Origin of the sequence: Mycobacterium heckeshornense (assembly GCF_016592155.1) — a bacterium.
Classification (GTDB): domain Bacteria; phylum Actinomycetota; class Actinomycetes; order Mycobacteriales; family Mycobacteriaceae; genus Mycobacterium; species Mycobacterium heckeshornense.
Genome location: NZ_AP024237.1, coordinates 2,093,722 through 2,109,300 on the forward strand (window position 1 = coordinate 2,093,722; position 15,579 = coordinate 2,109,300).

The 15,579-nt window shown below is 66.0% G+C and carries 17 protein-coding genes; 10 read left to right on the forward strand and 7 right to left on the reverse strand.

Annotated elements, in window-relative coordinates; all coding sequences use genetic code 11:
• Positions 1 to 11 precede the first annotated feature (11 nt).
• From MHEC_RS10035 to MHEC_RS10045, 3 genes are read left to right on the forward strand one after another with little or no spacing between them, the layout of a single operon-like run.
• On the forward strand, positions 12 to 449 hold the full coding sequence (locus MHEC_RS10035; RefSeq protein WP_048893463.1) for an SRPBCC family protein: 438 nt from the start codon (positions 12 to 14) through the stop codon (positions 447 to 449).
• A complete protein-coding gene (locus MHEC_RS10040; RefSeq protein ID WP_071700464.1) occupies positions 442 to 1,704 on the forward strand; it encodes an ArsA family ATPase in 1,263 nt (420 codons plus the stop codon). The genes MHEC_RS10035 and MHEC_RS10040 overlap by 8 nt, the downstream gene beginning before the upstream one ends.
• A 47-nt stretch (positions 1,705 to 1,751) precedes the next feature.
• Positions 1,752 to 2,123, forward strand: a complete 372-nt coding sequence (locus tag MHEC_RS10045) for a hypothetical protein (RefSeq protein WP_048893465.1) — start codon at positions 1,752 to 1,754, stop codon at positions 2,121 to 2,123.
• A gap of 32 nt (positions 2,124 to 2,155) precedes the next feature.
• On the opposite strand, the gene MHEC_RS10050 is transcribed toward MHEC_RS10045, so the two are convergent.
• Positions 2,156 to 2,983, reverse strand: coding sequence for an alpha/beta fold hydrolase (locus MHEC_RS10050; RefSeq protein WP_048893466.1), 828 nt, complete (start codon positions 2,981 to 2,983; stop codon positions 2,156 to 2,158).
• Positions 2,984 to 3,196: 213 nt separating this feature from the next.
• Here MHEC_RS10050 and MHEC_RS10055 point away from each other — a divergent pair, with 213 nt between their 5' ends.
• Entirely contained in the window at positions 3,197 to 3,934 is a 738-nt protein-coding gene (locus MHEC_RS10055; RefSeq protein WP_048893467.1) for a lysophospholipid acyltransferase family protein, read from the forward strand.
• On the opposite strand, the gene MHEC_RS10060 is transcribed toward MHEC_RS10055, so the two are convergent.
• A complete protein-coding gene (locus tag MHEC_RS10060; RefSeq protein WP_048893472.1) occupies positions 3,931 to 5,232 on the reverse strand; it encodes a glycosyltransferase 87 family protein in 1,302 nt (433 codons plus the stop codon). The two genes, MHEC_RS10055 and MHEC_RS10060, sit on opposite strands and share 4 nt — an antisense overlap.
• Before the next feature lie 85 nt (positions 5,233 to 5,317).
• On the opposite strand from MHEC_RS10060, the gene MHEC_RS10065 reads away from it, so the two are divergent.
• From MHEC_RS10065 to MHEC_RS10075, 3 genes are all read left to right on the forward strand, one after another.
• The gene (locus tag MHEC_RS10065; RefSeq protein ID WP_048892063.1) at positions 5,318 to 6,199 is read left to right on the forward strand and encodes a hypothetical protein; all 882 of its coding nucleotides are present in this window, start codon (positions 5,318 to 5,320) and stop codon (positions 6,197 to 6,199) included.
• A 9-nt stretch (positions 6,200 to 6,208) separates the two neighbouring features.
• Positions 6,209 to 6,718, forward strand: coding sequence for a polyadenylate-specific 3'-exoribonuclease AS (locus tag MHEC_RS10070; RefSeq protein WP_048892064.1), 510 nt, complete (start codon positions 6,209 to 6,211; stop codon positions 6,716 to 6,718).
• A gap of 63 nt (positions 6,719 to 6,781) precedes the next feature.
• Positions 6,782 to 8,170: a class II 3-deoxy-7-phosphoheptulonate synthase gene (locus MHEC_RS10075; RefSeq protein WP_048892065.1), complete on the forward strand. Its 1,389-nt coding sequence runs from the start codon at positions 6,782 to 6,784 to the stop codon at positions 8,168 to 8,170.
• Between the two features lie 25 nt (positions 8,171 to 8,195).
• Here the strand turns inward: MHEC_RS10075 and MHEC_RS10080 are convergent, their stop codons facing one another.
• Complete coding sequence (locus MHEC_RS10080; protein WP_172442178.1) at positions 8,196 to 9,374, reverse strand: protein kinase domain-containing protein; 1,179 nt, start codon at positions 9,372 to 9,374, stop codon at positions 8,196 to 8,198.
• Positions 9,375 to 9,454: 80 nt separating this feature from the next.
• Here MHEC_RS10080 and MHEC_RS10085 point away from each other — a divergent pair, with 80 nt between their 5' ends.
• Positions 9,455 to 9,859: an Rv2175c family DNA-binding protein gene (locus MHEC_RS10085; RefSeq protein ID WP_048892066.1), complete on the forward strand. Its 405-nt coding sequence runs from the start codon at positions 9,455 to 9,457 to the stop codon at positions 9,857 to 9,859.
• Here MHEC_RS10085 and MHEC_RS10090 read toward each other — a convergent pair.
• Both MHEC_RS10090 and idsA2 read right to left on the reverse strand, forming a co-directional pair.
• A complete protein-coding gene (locus MHEC_RS10090; RefSeq protein WP_048892067.1) occupies positions 9,846 to 11,378 on the reverse strand; it encodes an alpha-(1->6)-mannopyranosyltransferase A in 1,533 nt (510 codons plus the stop codon). The genes MHEC_RS10085 and MHEC_RS10090 overlap by 14 nt on opposite strands.
• A gap of 5 nt (positions 11,379 to 11,383) precedes the next feature.
• Positions 11,384 to 12,433: a bifunctional (2E,6E)-farnesyl/geranyl diphosphate synthase gene (idsA2, locus tag MHEC_RS10095; RefSeq protein WP_082169937.1), complete on the reverse strand. Its 1,050-nt coding sequence runs from the start codon at positions 12,431 to 12,433 to the stop codon at positions 11,384 to 11,386.
• 138 nt (positions 12,434 to 12,571) lie between these two features.
• Between idsA2 and MHEC_RS10100 the strand changes: the two genes are divergently transcribed.
• Positions 12,572 to 13,471, forward strand: a complete 900-nt coding sequence (locus MHEC_RS10100; protein WP_048892069.1) for a mycobacterial-type methylenetetrahydrofolate reductase — start codon at positions 12,572 to 12,574, stop codon at positions 13,469 to 13,471.
• A 4-nt stretch (positions 13,472 to 13,475) separates the two neighbouring features.
• Here MHEC_RS10100 and MHEC_RS10105 read toward each other — a convergent pair whose 3' ends face one another.
• On the reverse strand, positions 13,476 to 14,195 hold the full coding sequence (locus MHEC_RS10105) for an LppM family (lipo)protein (protein WP_048892070.1): 720 nt from the start codon (positions 14,193 to 14,195) through the stop codon (positions 13,476 to 13,478).
• 75 nt (positions 14,196 to 14,270) lie between these two features.
• Complete coding sequence (locus MHEC_RS10110; RefSeq protein WP_099869356.1) at positions 14,271 to 14,867, reverse strand: GNAT family N-acetyltransferase; 597 nt, start codon at positions 14,865 to 14,867, stop codon at positions 14,271 to 14,273.
• 266 nt (positions 14,868 to 15,133) lie between these two features.
• On the opposite strand from MHEC_RS10110, the gene MHEC_RS10115 reads away from it, so the two are divergent.
• Complete coding sequence (locus MHEC_RS10115; protein ID WP_048892072.1) at positions 15,134 to 15,529, forward strand: DUF3040 domain-containing protein; 396 nt, start codon at positions 15,134 to 15,136, stop codon at positions 15,527 to 15,529.
• Positions 15,530 to 15,579: the final 50 nt, after the last annotated feature.

Consider the following 15,579-nt stretch of genomic DNA (forward strand, 5'->3'; position numbering starts at 1 on the left):
GACGCGATCAGGTGGCGGAGAAGACGACGCAGACCATCTACATCGACGCGGATCCAGGCACCGTGATGGATGTCATCGCCGACATCGGCTCCTATCCCGAGTGGGTTTCGGAGTACAAAGAGGCCGAAATACTCGAAACCGACGCCGAGGGCTATCCGAGGGTGGCGCGCTTTGTGATGGACGCGGCCGTCCTCAAAGACACCCTGGTGTTCTCCTACGACTGGCCCAAAGACCGGGCCTCGGTCCGCTGGTCGCTGGTGTCGAGCTCGCTGCTCAAATCGCTCGACGGCGCATACCGCCTGGTGCCCAACGGATCTGGCACCGATGTCACCTACGAGCTTACGGTCGACTTGGCTGTCCCGATGATCGGCTTGCTCAAGCGCAAGGCTGAGCGCCGGCTGACCGATACCGCATTGAAGGACCTGAAGAAACGAGTCGAGGCTGAGTGAGTCTGCAGCGCCCGCCCTGGCCCGAATCAGTCTCTTTGTCGGCAAGGGTGGGGTAGGAAAGTCAACCCTGGCGGCCGCCACCGCGGTGCGGGACACCCGTGCCGGACAACGGGTACTGGTGGTGTCTACCGACCAAGCGCACTCGCTCGGAGACGTGCTGGGCGTTGCCGTCCCGCCGACGAGTCAGCGCACCCCCGTCCGGGTGCTCGCCGATGACGCCGACGTTGGCGGCGGCTTCCTTGACGCGTTGGCACTGGACACGCTGGCGCTGCTGGAGGCCCGTTGGCGCGACGTGGTTGACGCGCTGGCTCGCTGGTTTCCAGAGTCAGAACTGGGCACCATCGCGCCCGAAGAGCTCTCCGCGTTGCCCGGCGTCCAGGAAGTCCTGGGCCTTCACGAGGTGGGCGAACTGGCGGCTGCCGGGCGGTGGGATCACATCGTGGTCGACTGTGCCTCCACGGCGGACGCGTTGCGCATGCTGACCTTGCCCGCCGCGTTCGGGCTGTACGTGGAGCGCGCCTGGCCGCGTCATCGCAGGCTTGCGATCACCGCGGGCGACGCCCGCCTGGCCGCACTGGCGGAACTGCTGGAGCGCATCAGCGCCAGCGTTGAGCGCCTCAGCACGCTGCTGACCAATGGTGACGTCGTCGGTGCGCATCTGGTGCTGACCGCGGAACGTGTGGTGGCGGCCGAATCGGTCCGCACCCTTGGCTCGCTGTCGCTGATGGGTGTGCGCGTCCGCGAGTTGATCGTGAACCAGATTTTGGTGCAAGACGATTGCTACGAGTACCGCAATCTGCCCGAGCATCCCGCTTTCGACTGGTACGCCGAACGCATCAGCGAACAGCACGCAGTCCTCGACGAACTCGACGCCGCCGTCGGTGATGTGGCGCTGGTGCTGGCGCCGCACCTGCCGGGTGAACCCATCGGCCCGAAGGCGCTGGGCGAGCTGCTCGAAAGTGTCCGCCGTCGTGACGGGTCCCCGCCGCCCGGGCCGCTGCGTCCCCTCGTGGAGCTCGAATCGGGATCGGGACTGAACTCGGTGTACCGATTGCGGTTAAGGTTGCCCCCACTCGATTCTGGCGCGCTCACCTTGGGCCGGGTTGATGACGACCTGATCATCGGCGTCGGCGGAATGCGGCGCCGAGTCCGGTTGGCGTCGGTGCTGCGGCGATGCACGGTGCTAGACGCCCACCTTCGGGGCTGCGAGCTGACGGTGCGTTTCCGGCCCGATCCGGACCTGTGGCCAGTGTGATCGTTGGCGACGATGCTTTGGCTAGGCGATGAGAAGGAGCGGCGCTTGTGACCGGTGTTCACCCTGAGATCGGCCCCGAGTTGCGCAAGCTCGCGCAGGCCATCCTGGACGGGATCGACCCCGCCGTGCGCGCGGCTGCGGCGCGCGCGTCGGGCGACGGAGTCGGCACCGGTCGGTGTCAACAGGTGTGGTGTCCGGTCTGCGCGCTGGCTGCCCTGATCACCGGCGAACAACACCCGCTGCTGACCGTCATCGCCGAGCACAGCACCGCGCTGTTGACGGTGATCCGCGCGATGGTCGCTGACTTAGACGGGTCGGCACCGCCGGACGGCCCGCCCGGCAGCGGTATGGCCGATACCGGGGGCGACGCCGCGACGACCAGCAGGTATCAGCGCATCCCCGTCACCGTCGAGGAATGAGCGCGGCTGCTCCGGCCGGTCCGGCCCGGACGTCAGCGTTGCAAGAAGGCCAGCAGGTCTGCGTTGAATCGTTCCTTGTCGCCCGGGACGAGCGCGATGCCGTGTGAGCCACCTTCATAGACTTTCAGGGTCGCATTGGTGATGATCCGGGCGGACTTACGAGCGGTCGCATCGATCGGGACCACCTGGTCGTCGTCGCCGTGCACGATCAGCGTCGGGACATCGAACTTCTTGAGATCCTCGGTGAAGTCGGTGTCGGCGAACGCGTCAACGCATTTGACGCCAGCTTGAATGCTTTCCTGCATGGCCATGAACCAGAACGCGTCACGATTACCGGCGGTCACCTTGTTGCCCGGGCGGTTGGCGCCGAAGAAGCCCTCGGACACCTCCCTCCAGAACTGGGAACGTTCCGTGAGGATGCCGGACTTGATCCGGTCGAACACCTCGCCGGGCACGCCCTCGGGATTGGCATCGGTGCGGCCCATCAGCGGCGGGATCGCAGACAACAGCACCGCCGATCGGACCCGCTCGGTGCCGTGGCGCCCGATGTAGCGGGCCAGTTCGCCGCCACCCATGCTGTGCGCCACCAAGGTCACGTCCCGCAGGTCCAGCGCGACGATGAGGTCGTTGAGATCATCGGCGAACGTGTCGAAGTCGTAGCCATGCCACGGCTGGGCTGACCGACCATGCCCGCGGCGGTCATGGGCTATGCCCCGAAAGCCGTTGTCGGCCACGCATTTCATTTGATCGTCCCACGCATCGGCGTTCAGTGGCCAGCCATGACTGAATACCACCGGGCGTCCGCTGCCCCAGTCCTTGTAGTAGATCTCGATGCCATCGCGGGTCGTGCAGAAAGGCACGGGTTCTCCCTTCTGGTCGGTTGCCCGCCGGCCGGAATCCCGACCGTGACGACGGGACGCGTTTCGGATCGTACGCGCGCGGCCTCGCCGACGGCTCGGCTGCAATGGTCGGCTGCGGGTCCGGACCGCCGTGAAGCGACATGTGGTCGCATCCACACTGGGTCGGTACAGTTGGCGCTGAACACCGTCGGGTGTGGGTAAGAGGGAGGGTTCATGTGGTACTGGTTATTCAAGTACATCTTCATGGGCCCTTTGCTTGCACTCCTTGGTCGACCGAAAGTCGAAGGGCTGGAAAACGTTCCACGTACCGGACCGGCAATACTGGCCAGCAACCACCTGGCGGTGGCGGATAGCTTTTATCTCCCGCTGGTCGTACGACGGCGCATCACCTTTTTGGCTAAGCGGGAATACTTCACCGGCACCGGGCTTAAAGGCTGGTTTATCCGCTGGTTCTACAGCACCACCGGGCAGGTGCCGATCGACCGCTCCAGTGGCGATGCCGCACAGGCGGCGTTGGACACCGCGGAGCGGCTGCTCAAAGCAGGCAAATTACTTGGCATGTACCCGGAGGGCACCCGCTCGCCTGACGGCCGCCTCTACAAAGGCAAGACCGGGCTGGCCCGGCTGGCGTTGCACACCGGCGTGCCGGTCATACCGGTGGCGATGATCGGCACCGACGAGGTCAACCCGCCGGGCGCAAAGATGTGGCGGTTCGGCAAGGTGATCGTTCGGTTCGGCAAGCCGATGGATTTCTCGCGTTTCGAGGGGCTGGCCGGCAACCTGTTTATCGAACGCGCGGTCACCGACGAAGTGATGTATGAGCTGATGCGCCTGTCCGGGCAGGAGTACGTCGACATCTACGCCGCCACAGTCAAAACCGGCCAGAACGGCGTCGACCCCGCCTCGGGTGGCCAAGCCGCGGCCCGGATTCCCGAGACAGCGGCCGGCTAACCGGCCTGCACCGACACCGGTGCGAGTCTCCGTGCGCTCGACGGCTCGAGGGTGGCCGCGCGGACGGTGACAGCGAGCCCGGCGGTGACGATCGCCGCCAGCGCCCACCACACGTAGGACGCGCCGAGTAGTTGACGCCACCACGCCGCCGCGGTCTCGTGGTGCTTGGGCATCAGGTCGATCGGTGTCCAGACCGAAAGAACCCCCCCGGCACAACTGACCGCGGCGAGTGCCGCACTGCGCCGGCGCCAGGCCAGCACCACGGTTACCAGGATCGCCGGCAGCATCCACACCCAGTGGTGTGACCACGACACCGGGGAAACCACCAGGCCGAAAAGTGCGACACAGACCACCGCCAGGGCCGGCTCACCGGCGCGCAGCACCCGCCGTGTCGCCCATGCCGTCAGGGCGAGCACAACAAGGCACCCGAGCACCCACAGCACAAAGCGTTCCCGTTCACCCAAGCCGGACCGCGCGAGTGCGCCAGCGATGTTCTGGTTGGTGTTCAGCGTGGCCGCACCGATCCGGTCGGTATTGCGCACCGTGTTGGTCCAGTACTCCCAGGAGTCGGGCCAGGCCAGCACGAAGCCGGCCAGGGTCGCCGCCGCAAAAGAGCCCAGGGCCGTCAGCGCGGCGCGTCCATCGCGGCGTAGCAAAAAGTAGAGCAGGAACACCGCGGGGGTGAGTTTCAGCGCGATGCCCAGTCCCAGCAGCACTCCGCGTGGCCAATAGGTGCGCCGCGCCAGGCAGTCGGCGATCACCAGCGTCATCAGCACGACGTTGATCTGCCCGTAGGCGAAGTTCGACTTGATCGGCTCCAGCCAGATCGCCGCGGCCGCCGCCACGGCCAGCGCCAGCCACCACCGCCGCCACCAGGCTGGTCCGGGCAGCAGGCGCGAAGAGGCCCACACGTCGAGGTGGGTCAAGACAATCGCGATCGAGACGACCAGCAGCGCCAAGGTCGTGCAGGTGATCGCCACGCTGGCAGCCGGCATCCGCAACCAGGCAAACGGGCAGAACACGATCGCTGCCAGCGGCGGATAGGTAAACGGCAGGTTCAGCCCGATGGGGGTGTGGAACAAAACGTCTTTGTACAGCGGACGGTTGTCCAGCCATGCTCGGGCGCCCATTTGATAGACGTCGATGTCGATGCGGTAGGGGATGTGCCCCAGCAGCCGCCAACCCGCGTAGCCCATCGCCGCGGCTACCAGCAGTGGAAGCACACACCACACGGCGATCCACCCGACGGCTACCCGTCTGCGCCCCGCGCCCATCTCGGGCGACCGCTGTTCGCTCATGTCGGAGAACACCCTATCGGTGGTGGTTGCATCTCCAGCGGCATGGTTAGCGGCGCTGAGCGTGCGGTGGGCGTACTTTTTTTAGGTGCTCGAATGGTTGCAACACGACATCATCGACCGCGGCCGGCTGCCGTTGCTGTGCTGCCTTGTCGCGTTCATCCTGACGTTCGCTGTGACGCGCAGCTTCGTGCGCTACATCCGTCATCGCGCCGATGCCGGGTTGCCCGCGAAATGGTGGCAACCGCGGAACCTCTACATCGGGTCCGTTCACATCCACCATGTCGTTGTCGGGGTCGTCCTTGTGATGATCTCCGGGGTGACGCTGGTGGCGTTGTCCATTACCGGGGATCAACTCGAAATTACGTTAGCCGCAACGGTTTTCGGTATCGGCGCGGCCCTGGTCCTCGATGAGTACGCATTGATCCTGCATCTGTCCGACGTGTACTGGGAAGAAGACGGTCGCACCTCAGTCGACGCGGTGTTCGCCGCGGTAGCGGTGGGCGGGCTGCTGGTGCTCGGTTTGCATCCGCTGATGTTTTTTCTGGCCGCCTGGCAGGACACCCACTCGCCGCTGATGCACGCCGCGGTAATCGCGGGCCTGGTGCTCACGCCGCCGCTGGCCGTGGTGGTGTTGCTCAAGGGCAAGGTGTGGACGGGCCTGATCGGCATGTTCTTCGTCGCGCTGCTGGTCGTCGGGGCGATCCGGTTGTCGCGTCCGCATGCTCCGTGGGCCCGTTGGAGGTATAACACCCAGCTTGACAAGATGCGGCGGGCGCTGGAGCGTGAGCGCAATCTGCGCCGCCCCGTTGTCGGGGCCAAGCTGTGGCTGCAGAACATGGTCGCGGGCACGCCGCGGCTTCCCGACGAGCGGATGGTCGACGCGGAACTCGACCGCGAAGTCCACGCCGCGCCGCCACCGCCCGAAGGCACCCAGCATGCTGTCACAGCCCACAGTGGCGGCAGTTAGGCTCCGGCCGTGCGGTATTTCTACGACACGGAATTTATCGAGGACGGCCGCACCATCGACCTGATCTCGATCGGGGTGGCGGCCGAGGATGGCCGCGAATACTACGCCGTGTCCACCGAGTTCGACGCTGCGCGGGCCGGTAGCTGGGTGCGCAAGCATGTGCTTCCCAAGCTTCCGCCGCCCGCTTCCCACCTGTGGCGGTCGCGTTCACAGATCCGCCTCGACCTCGAGAAATTCTTCCGCATCCACGACGGCGAGCCGATCGAGCTGTGGGCCTGGGTCGGCGCGTACGACCACGTGGCGTTGTGCCAGCTGTGGGGTCCGATGACGGAGCTGCCGGCGGCGATGCCACGGTTCACCCGGGAGCTGCGCCAGTTCTGGGAGGACCGCGGGTCTCCCCGGATGCCGCGCCGCCCCTCCCACACCCACGACGCGCTGGTCGATGCCCGCGACCAGCTTCGGCGGTTCCGGCTGATCGCTGCGGCGGGCAACCCCGGTGCGGGAGCCGCAGCGCACTGACGGGGCCGGTGTCGGAGTGCTTCAGCGGGTCGAGCGGTCACCGCGCCCAGTTACCATGTACGGATGAACTGGACCGTCGACATCCCGATCGACCAGCTGCCGGCGCTGCCGCCGCTGCCGGCGGACTTGCGGGCGCGGCTGGACGCCGCACTGGCGAAACCGGCCGCTCAGCAGCCCACCTGGCCGGCCGACCAAGCCAAGGCGATGCGCACGGTCCTGGAAAGCGTGCCGCCGGTGACGGTGCCGTCCGAGATAGTGCGGCTGCAGGAGCTGCTCGGCAAAGTCGCACGCGGCGAAGCCTTTTTCCTGCAGGGCGGCGACTGTGCGGAGACGTTCACCGACAACACCGAGCCTCACATCCGCGGCAACATCCGCACCCTGCTGCAGATGGCAGTCGTGCTGACCTACGGCGCCAGCGTGCCGGTGGTCAAGGTGGCCAGGATCGCGGGCCAATACGCCAAGCCTCGCTCCGCTGACGTCGACGCGCTGGGCCTGCGGTCTTACCGCGGCGACATGATCAACGGATTCGCCCCGGATGCCACGGCCCGCGAGCACGATCCGTCGCGGCTGGTGCGGGCCTACGCCAACGCCAGTGCGGCGATGAACCTGGTGCGGGCGTTGACCTCGTCGGGGCTGGCGTCGCTGAACCGGGTGCTCGACTGGAACCGCGAATTCGTGCGCACCTCGCCGGCCGGCGCACGGTACGAAGCGCTGGCATCCGAGATCGACCGCGGGTTAGCGTTCATGAGCGCCTGCGGTGTGGCCGACCGCAACCTGCAGACCGCGGAAATCTACGCCAGCCATGAGGCGCTGGTGCTTGACTACGAACGCGCCATGCTGCGGCTGTCCGAGGAGCCCGACGGCGAGCCGAAGCTCTACGACCTTTCGGCGCACTACCTTTGGGTCGGGGAACGGACCCGCCAGCTCGACGGGGCGCACATCGCATTCGCCGAAGTGATCGCCAACCCGATCGGCGTCAAGATCGGCCCCACGATGACGCCGGAGCTGGCCGTCGAATACGTCGAGCGGCTCGACCCGCACAACAAGCCGGGCCGGCTGACGTTGGTGAGCCGACTGGGCAACAACAAGGTCCGTGATCTGCTACCGCCGATCATCGAAAAGGTCCAAGCCACAGGCCATCAGGTGATTTGGCAGTGCGACCCGATGCACGGCAACACCCACGAGTCGTCGACCGGCTACAAAACCCGCCATTTCGACCGCATCGTCGACGAAGTTCAGGGCTTCTTCGAGGTGCACCGGGCGTTGGGCACCCACCCGGGTGGCATCCACGTCGAGATCACCGGCGAAGACGTCACCGAGTGCCTTGGCGGTGCCCAGGACATCTCCGACTCCGACCTGGCGGGCCGCTACGAGACGGCCTGCGACCCGCGGCTGAATACTCAGCAATCGTTGGAATTGGCCTTCCTCGTCGCCGAGATGCTGCGCGACTAGCAACTCGAGCAAGGCCGGGCATCAGCTACAGCAGGCCGCTCAAATTATTTCCGATAGTCCACGCTGCCGCGGCTACCAGCCCGGTGACAGCCAGCACGATGGCCAGCCAGACCAGCACCATCCGCTGGGCGTGCTGCCGCGCCAATGCGAATTCACTAAGCTCGATGCCGGCGAATTGGCCTGAGACCGCTTGGTAATCAACGGGATCCTCCTCGGTTGGCAATTCACGAGTCAGCTTGCGAGTGGTCTGCCCCGTGTGGTCTGCGGCCTGGTCTTGTTGAATTTGGCTGTGGTACAAGGCTGCTGACCGGTGTTGAGCGGAATTGCGTGGTGCCGGCACCCGGAATTTCGGCAGCGCCAATTCTGCGGCGATCGCATCGAGCTCCGCGCCTAGCTGCAGGGCATCGGCATAGCGGTCAGCAGGGTCGCGGGCCGTTGCGCGCCTTACCAGCTCGTCGAATTGCGGGGGAACGCCGTCGATGGCGGTGCTGGGTGGCGGCACATCGGTATCCAAACGCTGGTAGGCAACTGCAAGCGGCGAATCGCCGGAAAACGGTGTCCGGCCGGTCAGCATCTCGTAAACCAGGATTCCGACCGCGTAGATGTCGCTGCTCGGCGCCGCGTCGCCGTCGCGAACCTGCTCGGGGGACAGGTAGGCGGCGGTACCCAAAATGACACTGGCCGAGGTGATTTTGGCGGCCGCCACAGCGCGCACCAACCCAAAATCGGCGATCCTCACCTCGCCGTCGTCGGAGATCAGCACGTTTTCCGGCTTGACGTCACGATGCACCAGGCCGGCCCGATGCGCAGCAGCCAGCCCACCCAGCACCGGCCGCAGCACCGCAACCACCGCGTGCGGCGGCATCGGTCCGCGTTCGACCAGCAGCTCGCGCAGTGTGCCGCCCTCGATGAGCTCCATCACAAGGAAGGGGTGGCGGCCGTCGAGGCCCTGGTCGTAGACCGCGACCAGGCCGGGGTGCTTTAGTCGCGCGACAGCGCGGGCCTCCAGCCGGAATCGGGTCAGGAACTGCTGGTCACCGGCGTAGCGAGCGTCCATCACCTTCAGCGCGACCGGGCGGTCCAGACGTTCGTCGAGGCCCCGGTACACCGTGGAGGTGCCGCCGCTGGCGATCTTGGCCTGCACGCGGTAGCGGCCGTCGAGCAGCGCGTTGTCCAGCGCATTCCCCGAGATCGCCGCGGCCACGTGGCCATCGTAGGTGCCGGCGAGGTCCCGGTGTGGAAACGTGCACGCAGCGCGCCGCTACCAGCTCTAGACTTGACGCGGTGAGCAGTATTCCGGCCGGCGACGACGTTCTCGATCCCGACGAACCCACCTACGATCTGCCCCGGGTCGCCGAGTTGCTCGGCGTGCCTCTCAGCAAGGTTCACCAGCAGCTGCGTGAAGGCCACCTGATCGCGGTGCGCCGCCATGGTGATGTGGTGGTGCCGCGGATCTTTTTCACCGAATCCGGCGAGGTGGTCAAAAGCCTGCCGGGGTTGCTGATGGTGTTGCACGACGGCGGCTTTCGCGACACCGAAATCATGCGCTGGCTGTTCACCCCGGATCCGTCGCTGACCATCACCCACGACGGCACGCGCGAGGCGGTGCCCAATGCCCGCCCAGTCGACGCGCTGCACGCCCACCAGGCGCGCGAAGTGGTGCGCCGTGCGCAAGCTATGGCCTACTAGGGTTTTCGACTTTCTGGCGATGTTGCGGCGTCCGGTACAGCGCATGCCAGGCTACCACCGCGCATGCCGTTGCCAGCGACACATGGAGCCACGAATACATCCCGTGCGCGCCGTCTGGCCTGAAGATCACCATGATCCACGTCGAGAACGCCGCGACCGCGGCGATCGCCGTTCGTGACTGGGCCAGCGGAGCCACCACGGCCAGCGGCCAGGAGTAGTACCACGGCAACGCGGCCGGCACGAACAGCACCACCACCAGCATGGCCCACGCGATACCGATCAGCGTCTCGCGGTCGTCGTGGCGGAATCGCCACCAAAGCAGCGGCAGTAGCACAGCGATGATCACGATCCCGGCAATGCGGGTGACGTGCAGCACGGCATAGAAGTTCACTGGGAAAAACCATCCGCCGAGCGCGTGGACCAGGTTGGCGACCGCAGTGGGCACGGTCAGCCAGTTGATGATCTTCACCGAACCGGCAAGCGCACTCAACCATCCCAGGCTCACTCCGGCCACTGCCGACAACACCGCAAATACCGCAACGAAGATCAGTACCGACATGGCAGTCGCCGCAAGGAAAGCCCGCAGCGGCCCACAGCCCCGCCGCTCGCGCAAGTGGCGCGCCCACACCCATACCAAATACGGCAGCGCTATCCCGGCGGTCGCCTTGACCGCGACCGCGACCACGACCAGGGTCACGCCGGCGGCGGGGCGACGCTCGAATGTCAGCGCGATGCCAGCGGTCATCAGGCCCACCATCAGCATCTCGTTGTGTACGCCACCCATCAGATGGATGATCACCAGCGGGTTGAGCACGCAGATCCACAGCGCCGCAGCCGCATCCGCGCCGAGATGACGCGCGATGCGCGGTGTGGCCCAGATCAGCAATGCCAGTCCGGGCAGCATGCACAATCGCAGCAGCATGGTTCCAGCGATGACGTGATTGCCGACCAGTATCGTGATGAACTTCGCGACGAGGATGAACGCCGGACCGTATGGCGCGGTGGTAATCGTCCAAATTGGACTGACGTTGTCCAGCAATGGATTTGGGTTGTCGACGGGAGCAACCACGTAGGGGTCCAGGCCGTCACGCAGGAGCGCGCCCTGGGCGAGATAGGAGTAGGTGTCGCGGCTGAACACTGGCACCGACAACAACAGCGGCGCAAGCCAAAACGCGGTCGTGGCCACCAGAGTGTATTCGGTTGCCGCTCCAGCGATCACCCGCCTGCCCAGTAGCAGCCAAGCGGTCAGCATCAAGCCGACGCCGAGCCACAACACAATCGACGAGAGCACCAGCCCATGCCCGAATCGCAGCCACGACAGGTGCATCGACTCCAGCAGCGGGTCATGCGGCTTCGTGCTGCCGGCTCCGAGCCCGCCCGCCGTGATCAGCGCCGCGCCCGCGAAACCCAGCAGTGCCGGCCGGGCCTCCGACGCGGAGGCCAACTCGCGCAACCGCGAAAGATGTTTGCCCGCAGGAGAACTCGCTCGGCTTGTCGGCGTCGGCGTCGGGGGTGACATAGTGCTCACGCGGATCTGGTGGCAGCCAGCTTGGCCAGCTCGGACAGCCCTGCTTTAGCCGCGGTGTGGATCGGTGCGGCGGCCAAGGTGTCCAACGCCCGGCGGGTCAGCGTGTCGATTCGCTGTTCGACCGCAGCCAGCGCGCCGAGCCGGTCGATGACGTCGCACAATTCGCGCACCTGCGCGTCGGTGAGGTCGACGCCCATCGAAGAGCGCAACAATTTGGCGGCCACCGGATCCGATCGGTCCGCCATCGCCATCGCCTCGGCTACCAACACGGTTTGCTTGCCTGACCGCAGGTCGTCGCCGGAGGGCTTCCCGGTGACGGCCGGGTCGCCGAACACCCCGAGCACGTCATCGCGCAGCTGAAACGCCAGCCCGAGGTGGGTGCCGACTTGCTGGAAAATCGCATGCACATCGGGTCGATCCGCGGCCGCTGCCGCCCCTAACTGCAACGGGCGCACCACGGTGTAAGAGGCGGTCTTGTAGGTATTGACCGTCATCGCCGACACGATCGATTCGGCGGCGCTGGCCTCGGCGACGATATCGAGGTACTGCCCGCCCAGTAGTTCGGTGCGGATATCGGCCCACACGCGCCGGACCCGACGATGCGCGTCGGGCGGTAGATCAGCGTCGGCGACGATGTCGTCGGCCCAGGCCAGTGCCAGGTCCCCGAGGAGGATGGCGGCCGACGTGCCGAATTGGTCCGGCGAGCCCCGCCAGTGCCGGGCCCGGTGCACGTGTGCGAAAGTCATGTGGGCGGTCGGTCGGCCGCGGCGCGTTGCCGAGGCGTCGATCACGTCGTCGTGCACCAGCGCGCTGGCATGCAGCAGTTCCAGCGCCGCGAACAACAGCAGCAGTTGCGGCTCGGCTTCCCCGGTGGCCACCGCACGCCAGCCCCAGTAGGCGAACAGCGGGCGCAGCCGTTTGCCTCCGCTGAGCACGAACTCCGCTAAGCGGGCGATCAGGGCGTCGTAGTCGGCTCCGATGTGGGCGGCCTCGCCGCGGCGCGCGCGCAGATACCGGCGCAACTGCTCGGTGATCCGATCAGCCACCTCAACGGTTGCCGCTGCGTCGACGCTCAGCGTGGCGCCCCCTTCTGCCATGGATGTTCACGGTAGAGCGTACGGCCGGCCCCGGGCAGCACAGGAGTTGCTTCGACAGGCTCACTATCTCGCACCTATGCTGTCGGAGTGGCCGGCACCTTCAACACCGTTGCGCTCGAACTTGTACCGCCGAACCTCGAGCGCGGCACGCAGCAGGCGGTCGAAGACGCGCGCAAGGTCGCGCAGTTTTCCGCCGAAAGCGGTGTCGACGGCCACATCGGGCACGTGATGATTCCCGGATTGATCGCCGAGGAGGATGACCGGCCGGTCGAAATGAAACCGAAGCTTGACGTGCTGGATTTCTGGTCGCTGATCAAACCGGAGTTGCCGGGCGTGCGCGGATTGTGTAGCCAAGTCACCGCTTTTATGGACGAGCCCACCCTGCGTCGGCGGCTCACCGATCTGGTCGCCTCGGGGATGGACGGCATCGTCTTCGTGGGTGTACCGCGCACCATGAATGACGGCGAGGGCTCCGGCGTGGCGCCGACCGATGCCCTGTCGATTTATCGCGAATTGGTGCCGAACCGCGGCGTGATCCTGATCCCGACCCGGGCGGGTGAACAGGGGCGGTTTTCGTTCAAGTGCGACCGGGGCGCCACCTTCGCCCAGACCCAGCTGCTGTATTCCGACGCGATCGTGGGTTTTCTGACCGAATTCGCCAAGAACACCGACCACCGGCCGGAGATATTGCTGTCGTTCGGCTTTGTTCCGAAGGTGGAAAACCGGGTTGGGTTCATCAACTGGCTGATCCAGGATCCGGGCAACGCCGCCGTCGCGCAGGAGCAGGCGTTCGTCAAACGGCTGGCCGGCAGCGAACCGCCGCAGAAGCGTCGGCTGATGGTCGACCTGTACAAGCGCGTGATCGACGGTGTCGCCGATCTCGGCTACCCGCTGAGCATCCATCTCGAAGCCACCTACGGGGTCTCGGCACCCGCGTTCGAAACCTTCGCGCAGATGCTTGACTACTGGTCGCCCGCCAAGCCGTGACCGCTTACTGCGGAGGGTAGTCGTCCGACGCGGTGAACCGCGGTGAACGGTCGCGGGCCCGCCACGCCAGCAGCGCCACGACGCCAGCCACCACAAACGACGAAATGCCAAGCCATACAGCAGCATTGGTGAATGATCGGGTACTCGGATCGGTGTAGCGCGCCTGGGCGTTCATGGTGCTGACCACGCCGGGCTTGAGCTTCCATGCCACCACTTCGGGGTCGATGCGCTCGCCGTTAGTGGAGGTCACGGCGCCGGGGAAGGATACGCTCAGCTCGACGTCGGCTTCGGGATCGGTTAGTGACGTCAGGTCTGCCCGTCCTTCGAGGATCACCAGGTTGCCGGATCGTCGCAGCGACAGATTGACACCGGCGGCGTCGGGGTGCATGTTCGCCAGCTGCGGTAGCTCGGCGAATGTCAGTTCGGAAAACACCGCCTCGGAGCCCACATAGCCGTCTTTGTCGTACTTGGTGATCGCGACTTTCTGGCTGAACGGCACGTTCGGGTCGAGCTGCGGTCCGGTGTCTTTGTCGTTGCGTGCCTTGGTCGCCGCGATGATCTGCCCCGAGACCAAGTCATCCGGCGAGATGGTGAGTGTGGCCTTGATCCGCACACATCCGGCGACGGCCGGCGTGATCAGCGCCAGCAGCGCCAGCGCCAGCAGCCGCTGGCGTCGAGGGCTGCTGGACCGTCCGGGACGAAGCCAGTTGCTGCGGGCACGCACCAGGTCATCGTGCCAGACCCCGGAGTGTCGGCCCGGGTGGTACCGGATCGTCGAGGTGGGCCACCGTGGCGCTGGTTAGAGAGGCAGTGCACGCCCGAGAATCGCAAATGGTCGGGGATCGCCGGCAAAGTGGTATCCGCGGATGATGTCGGTGAAGCCCAGCCGGCGGTACAGCCGCCACGCCCGGTTGGTCTCGCCGTTGGCTTCCGGTGTCGACAGCAGCACGTTGGCTTCGCCGCGCCCGGCGAGTAGTCGGCGGGCCAGCGCCTCGCCCAGGCCGCGGCCCTGCGCGCGCGGATGAATGTGCAGTTCGGTCAATTCGAAATAGCTCGCCATCAGCCTGGTGATCTCGGGGCGGGGAAATCCGCCGCGCTGCAAGCCAAGAACGACTTGCTGCTGCCACCACTGATCGGGCGCGCCGCAGTAGCCGTAGGCAATTCCGAGCAACGGTGCGTTGCTGAGCTCCGCCGCCGACGGTGGCTGGCCGCGATGCTCGGCCTGCACCGCGGCCACCGCCTGCCAACCGGGTCGGCGAGTGTGCTCAAGCCATGTCGCGGCGCGCTGATTCTCGGTGCCGCGCGGGTAGCGCATCGCGTCGACATATACCGCCAGGGCGTCACCGAGACGGCGCCACATATCTTGCACCGACAGGTCGATGAGGAACGTCCCCAATTCGCGGTCTCCTCTTCGGGCGCTGATTCGGTGCGCTGCTTGGATTCTCATTATCGGCCCCTGCCTCATGCGGATCGACGTCGCAGTCGGGCTAAAGCCGGTGGCCAGCGCCGGCTTCGAGCCTGTCAGGCCCGCATTGTGGCCAGACTACAATCGACAACCGAACCAGTGGTATGGCGCAGTTTCACCTCGTATCATCTGAGTTAGTTGCCCCGATAAGGTGGGCATCCACGTTACGCGTGACGGCTGTCGGCAAGGAGGGACGAATGCCACTCTCCGATCATGAGCAGCGGATGCTCGAGCAGATCGAGAGCGCTCTCTATGCCGAAGACCCGAAGTTTGCCTCAAGTGTTCGCGGTGGTGGGCTGCGCGCGCCGACTGCGCGCCGACGGTTGCAGGGCGCGGCGTTATTCGTCATAGGCTTGGGGATGCTGGTTTCGGGGGTTGCCTTCAAGGCGACGATGATTGGCAGCTTCCCGGTCCTGTCCGTTTTCGGCTTCGTCGTGATGTTCGGTGGCGTGGTGTATGCGATCACCGGGCCACGGTTCCCCGGCGGGCGAGACCGCTCCGGCTCGCCCGGCACGTCGCGTCGTGCCAAAGGTGCCGGCGGATCTTTCACCAGCCGCATGGAGGATCGTTTCCGCCGCCGCTTCGACGACTAGCGCCAAACACGCGGGATGTTCGCGGGGTAGCTCCGGCTACCCCATTTTTG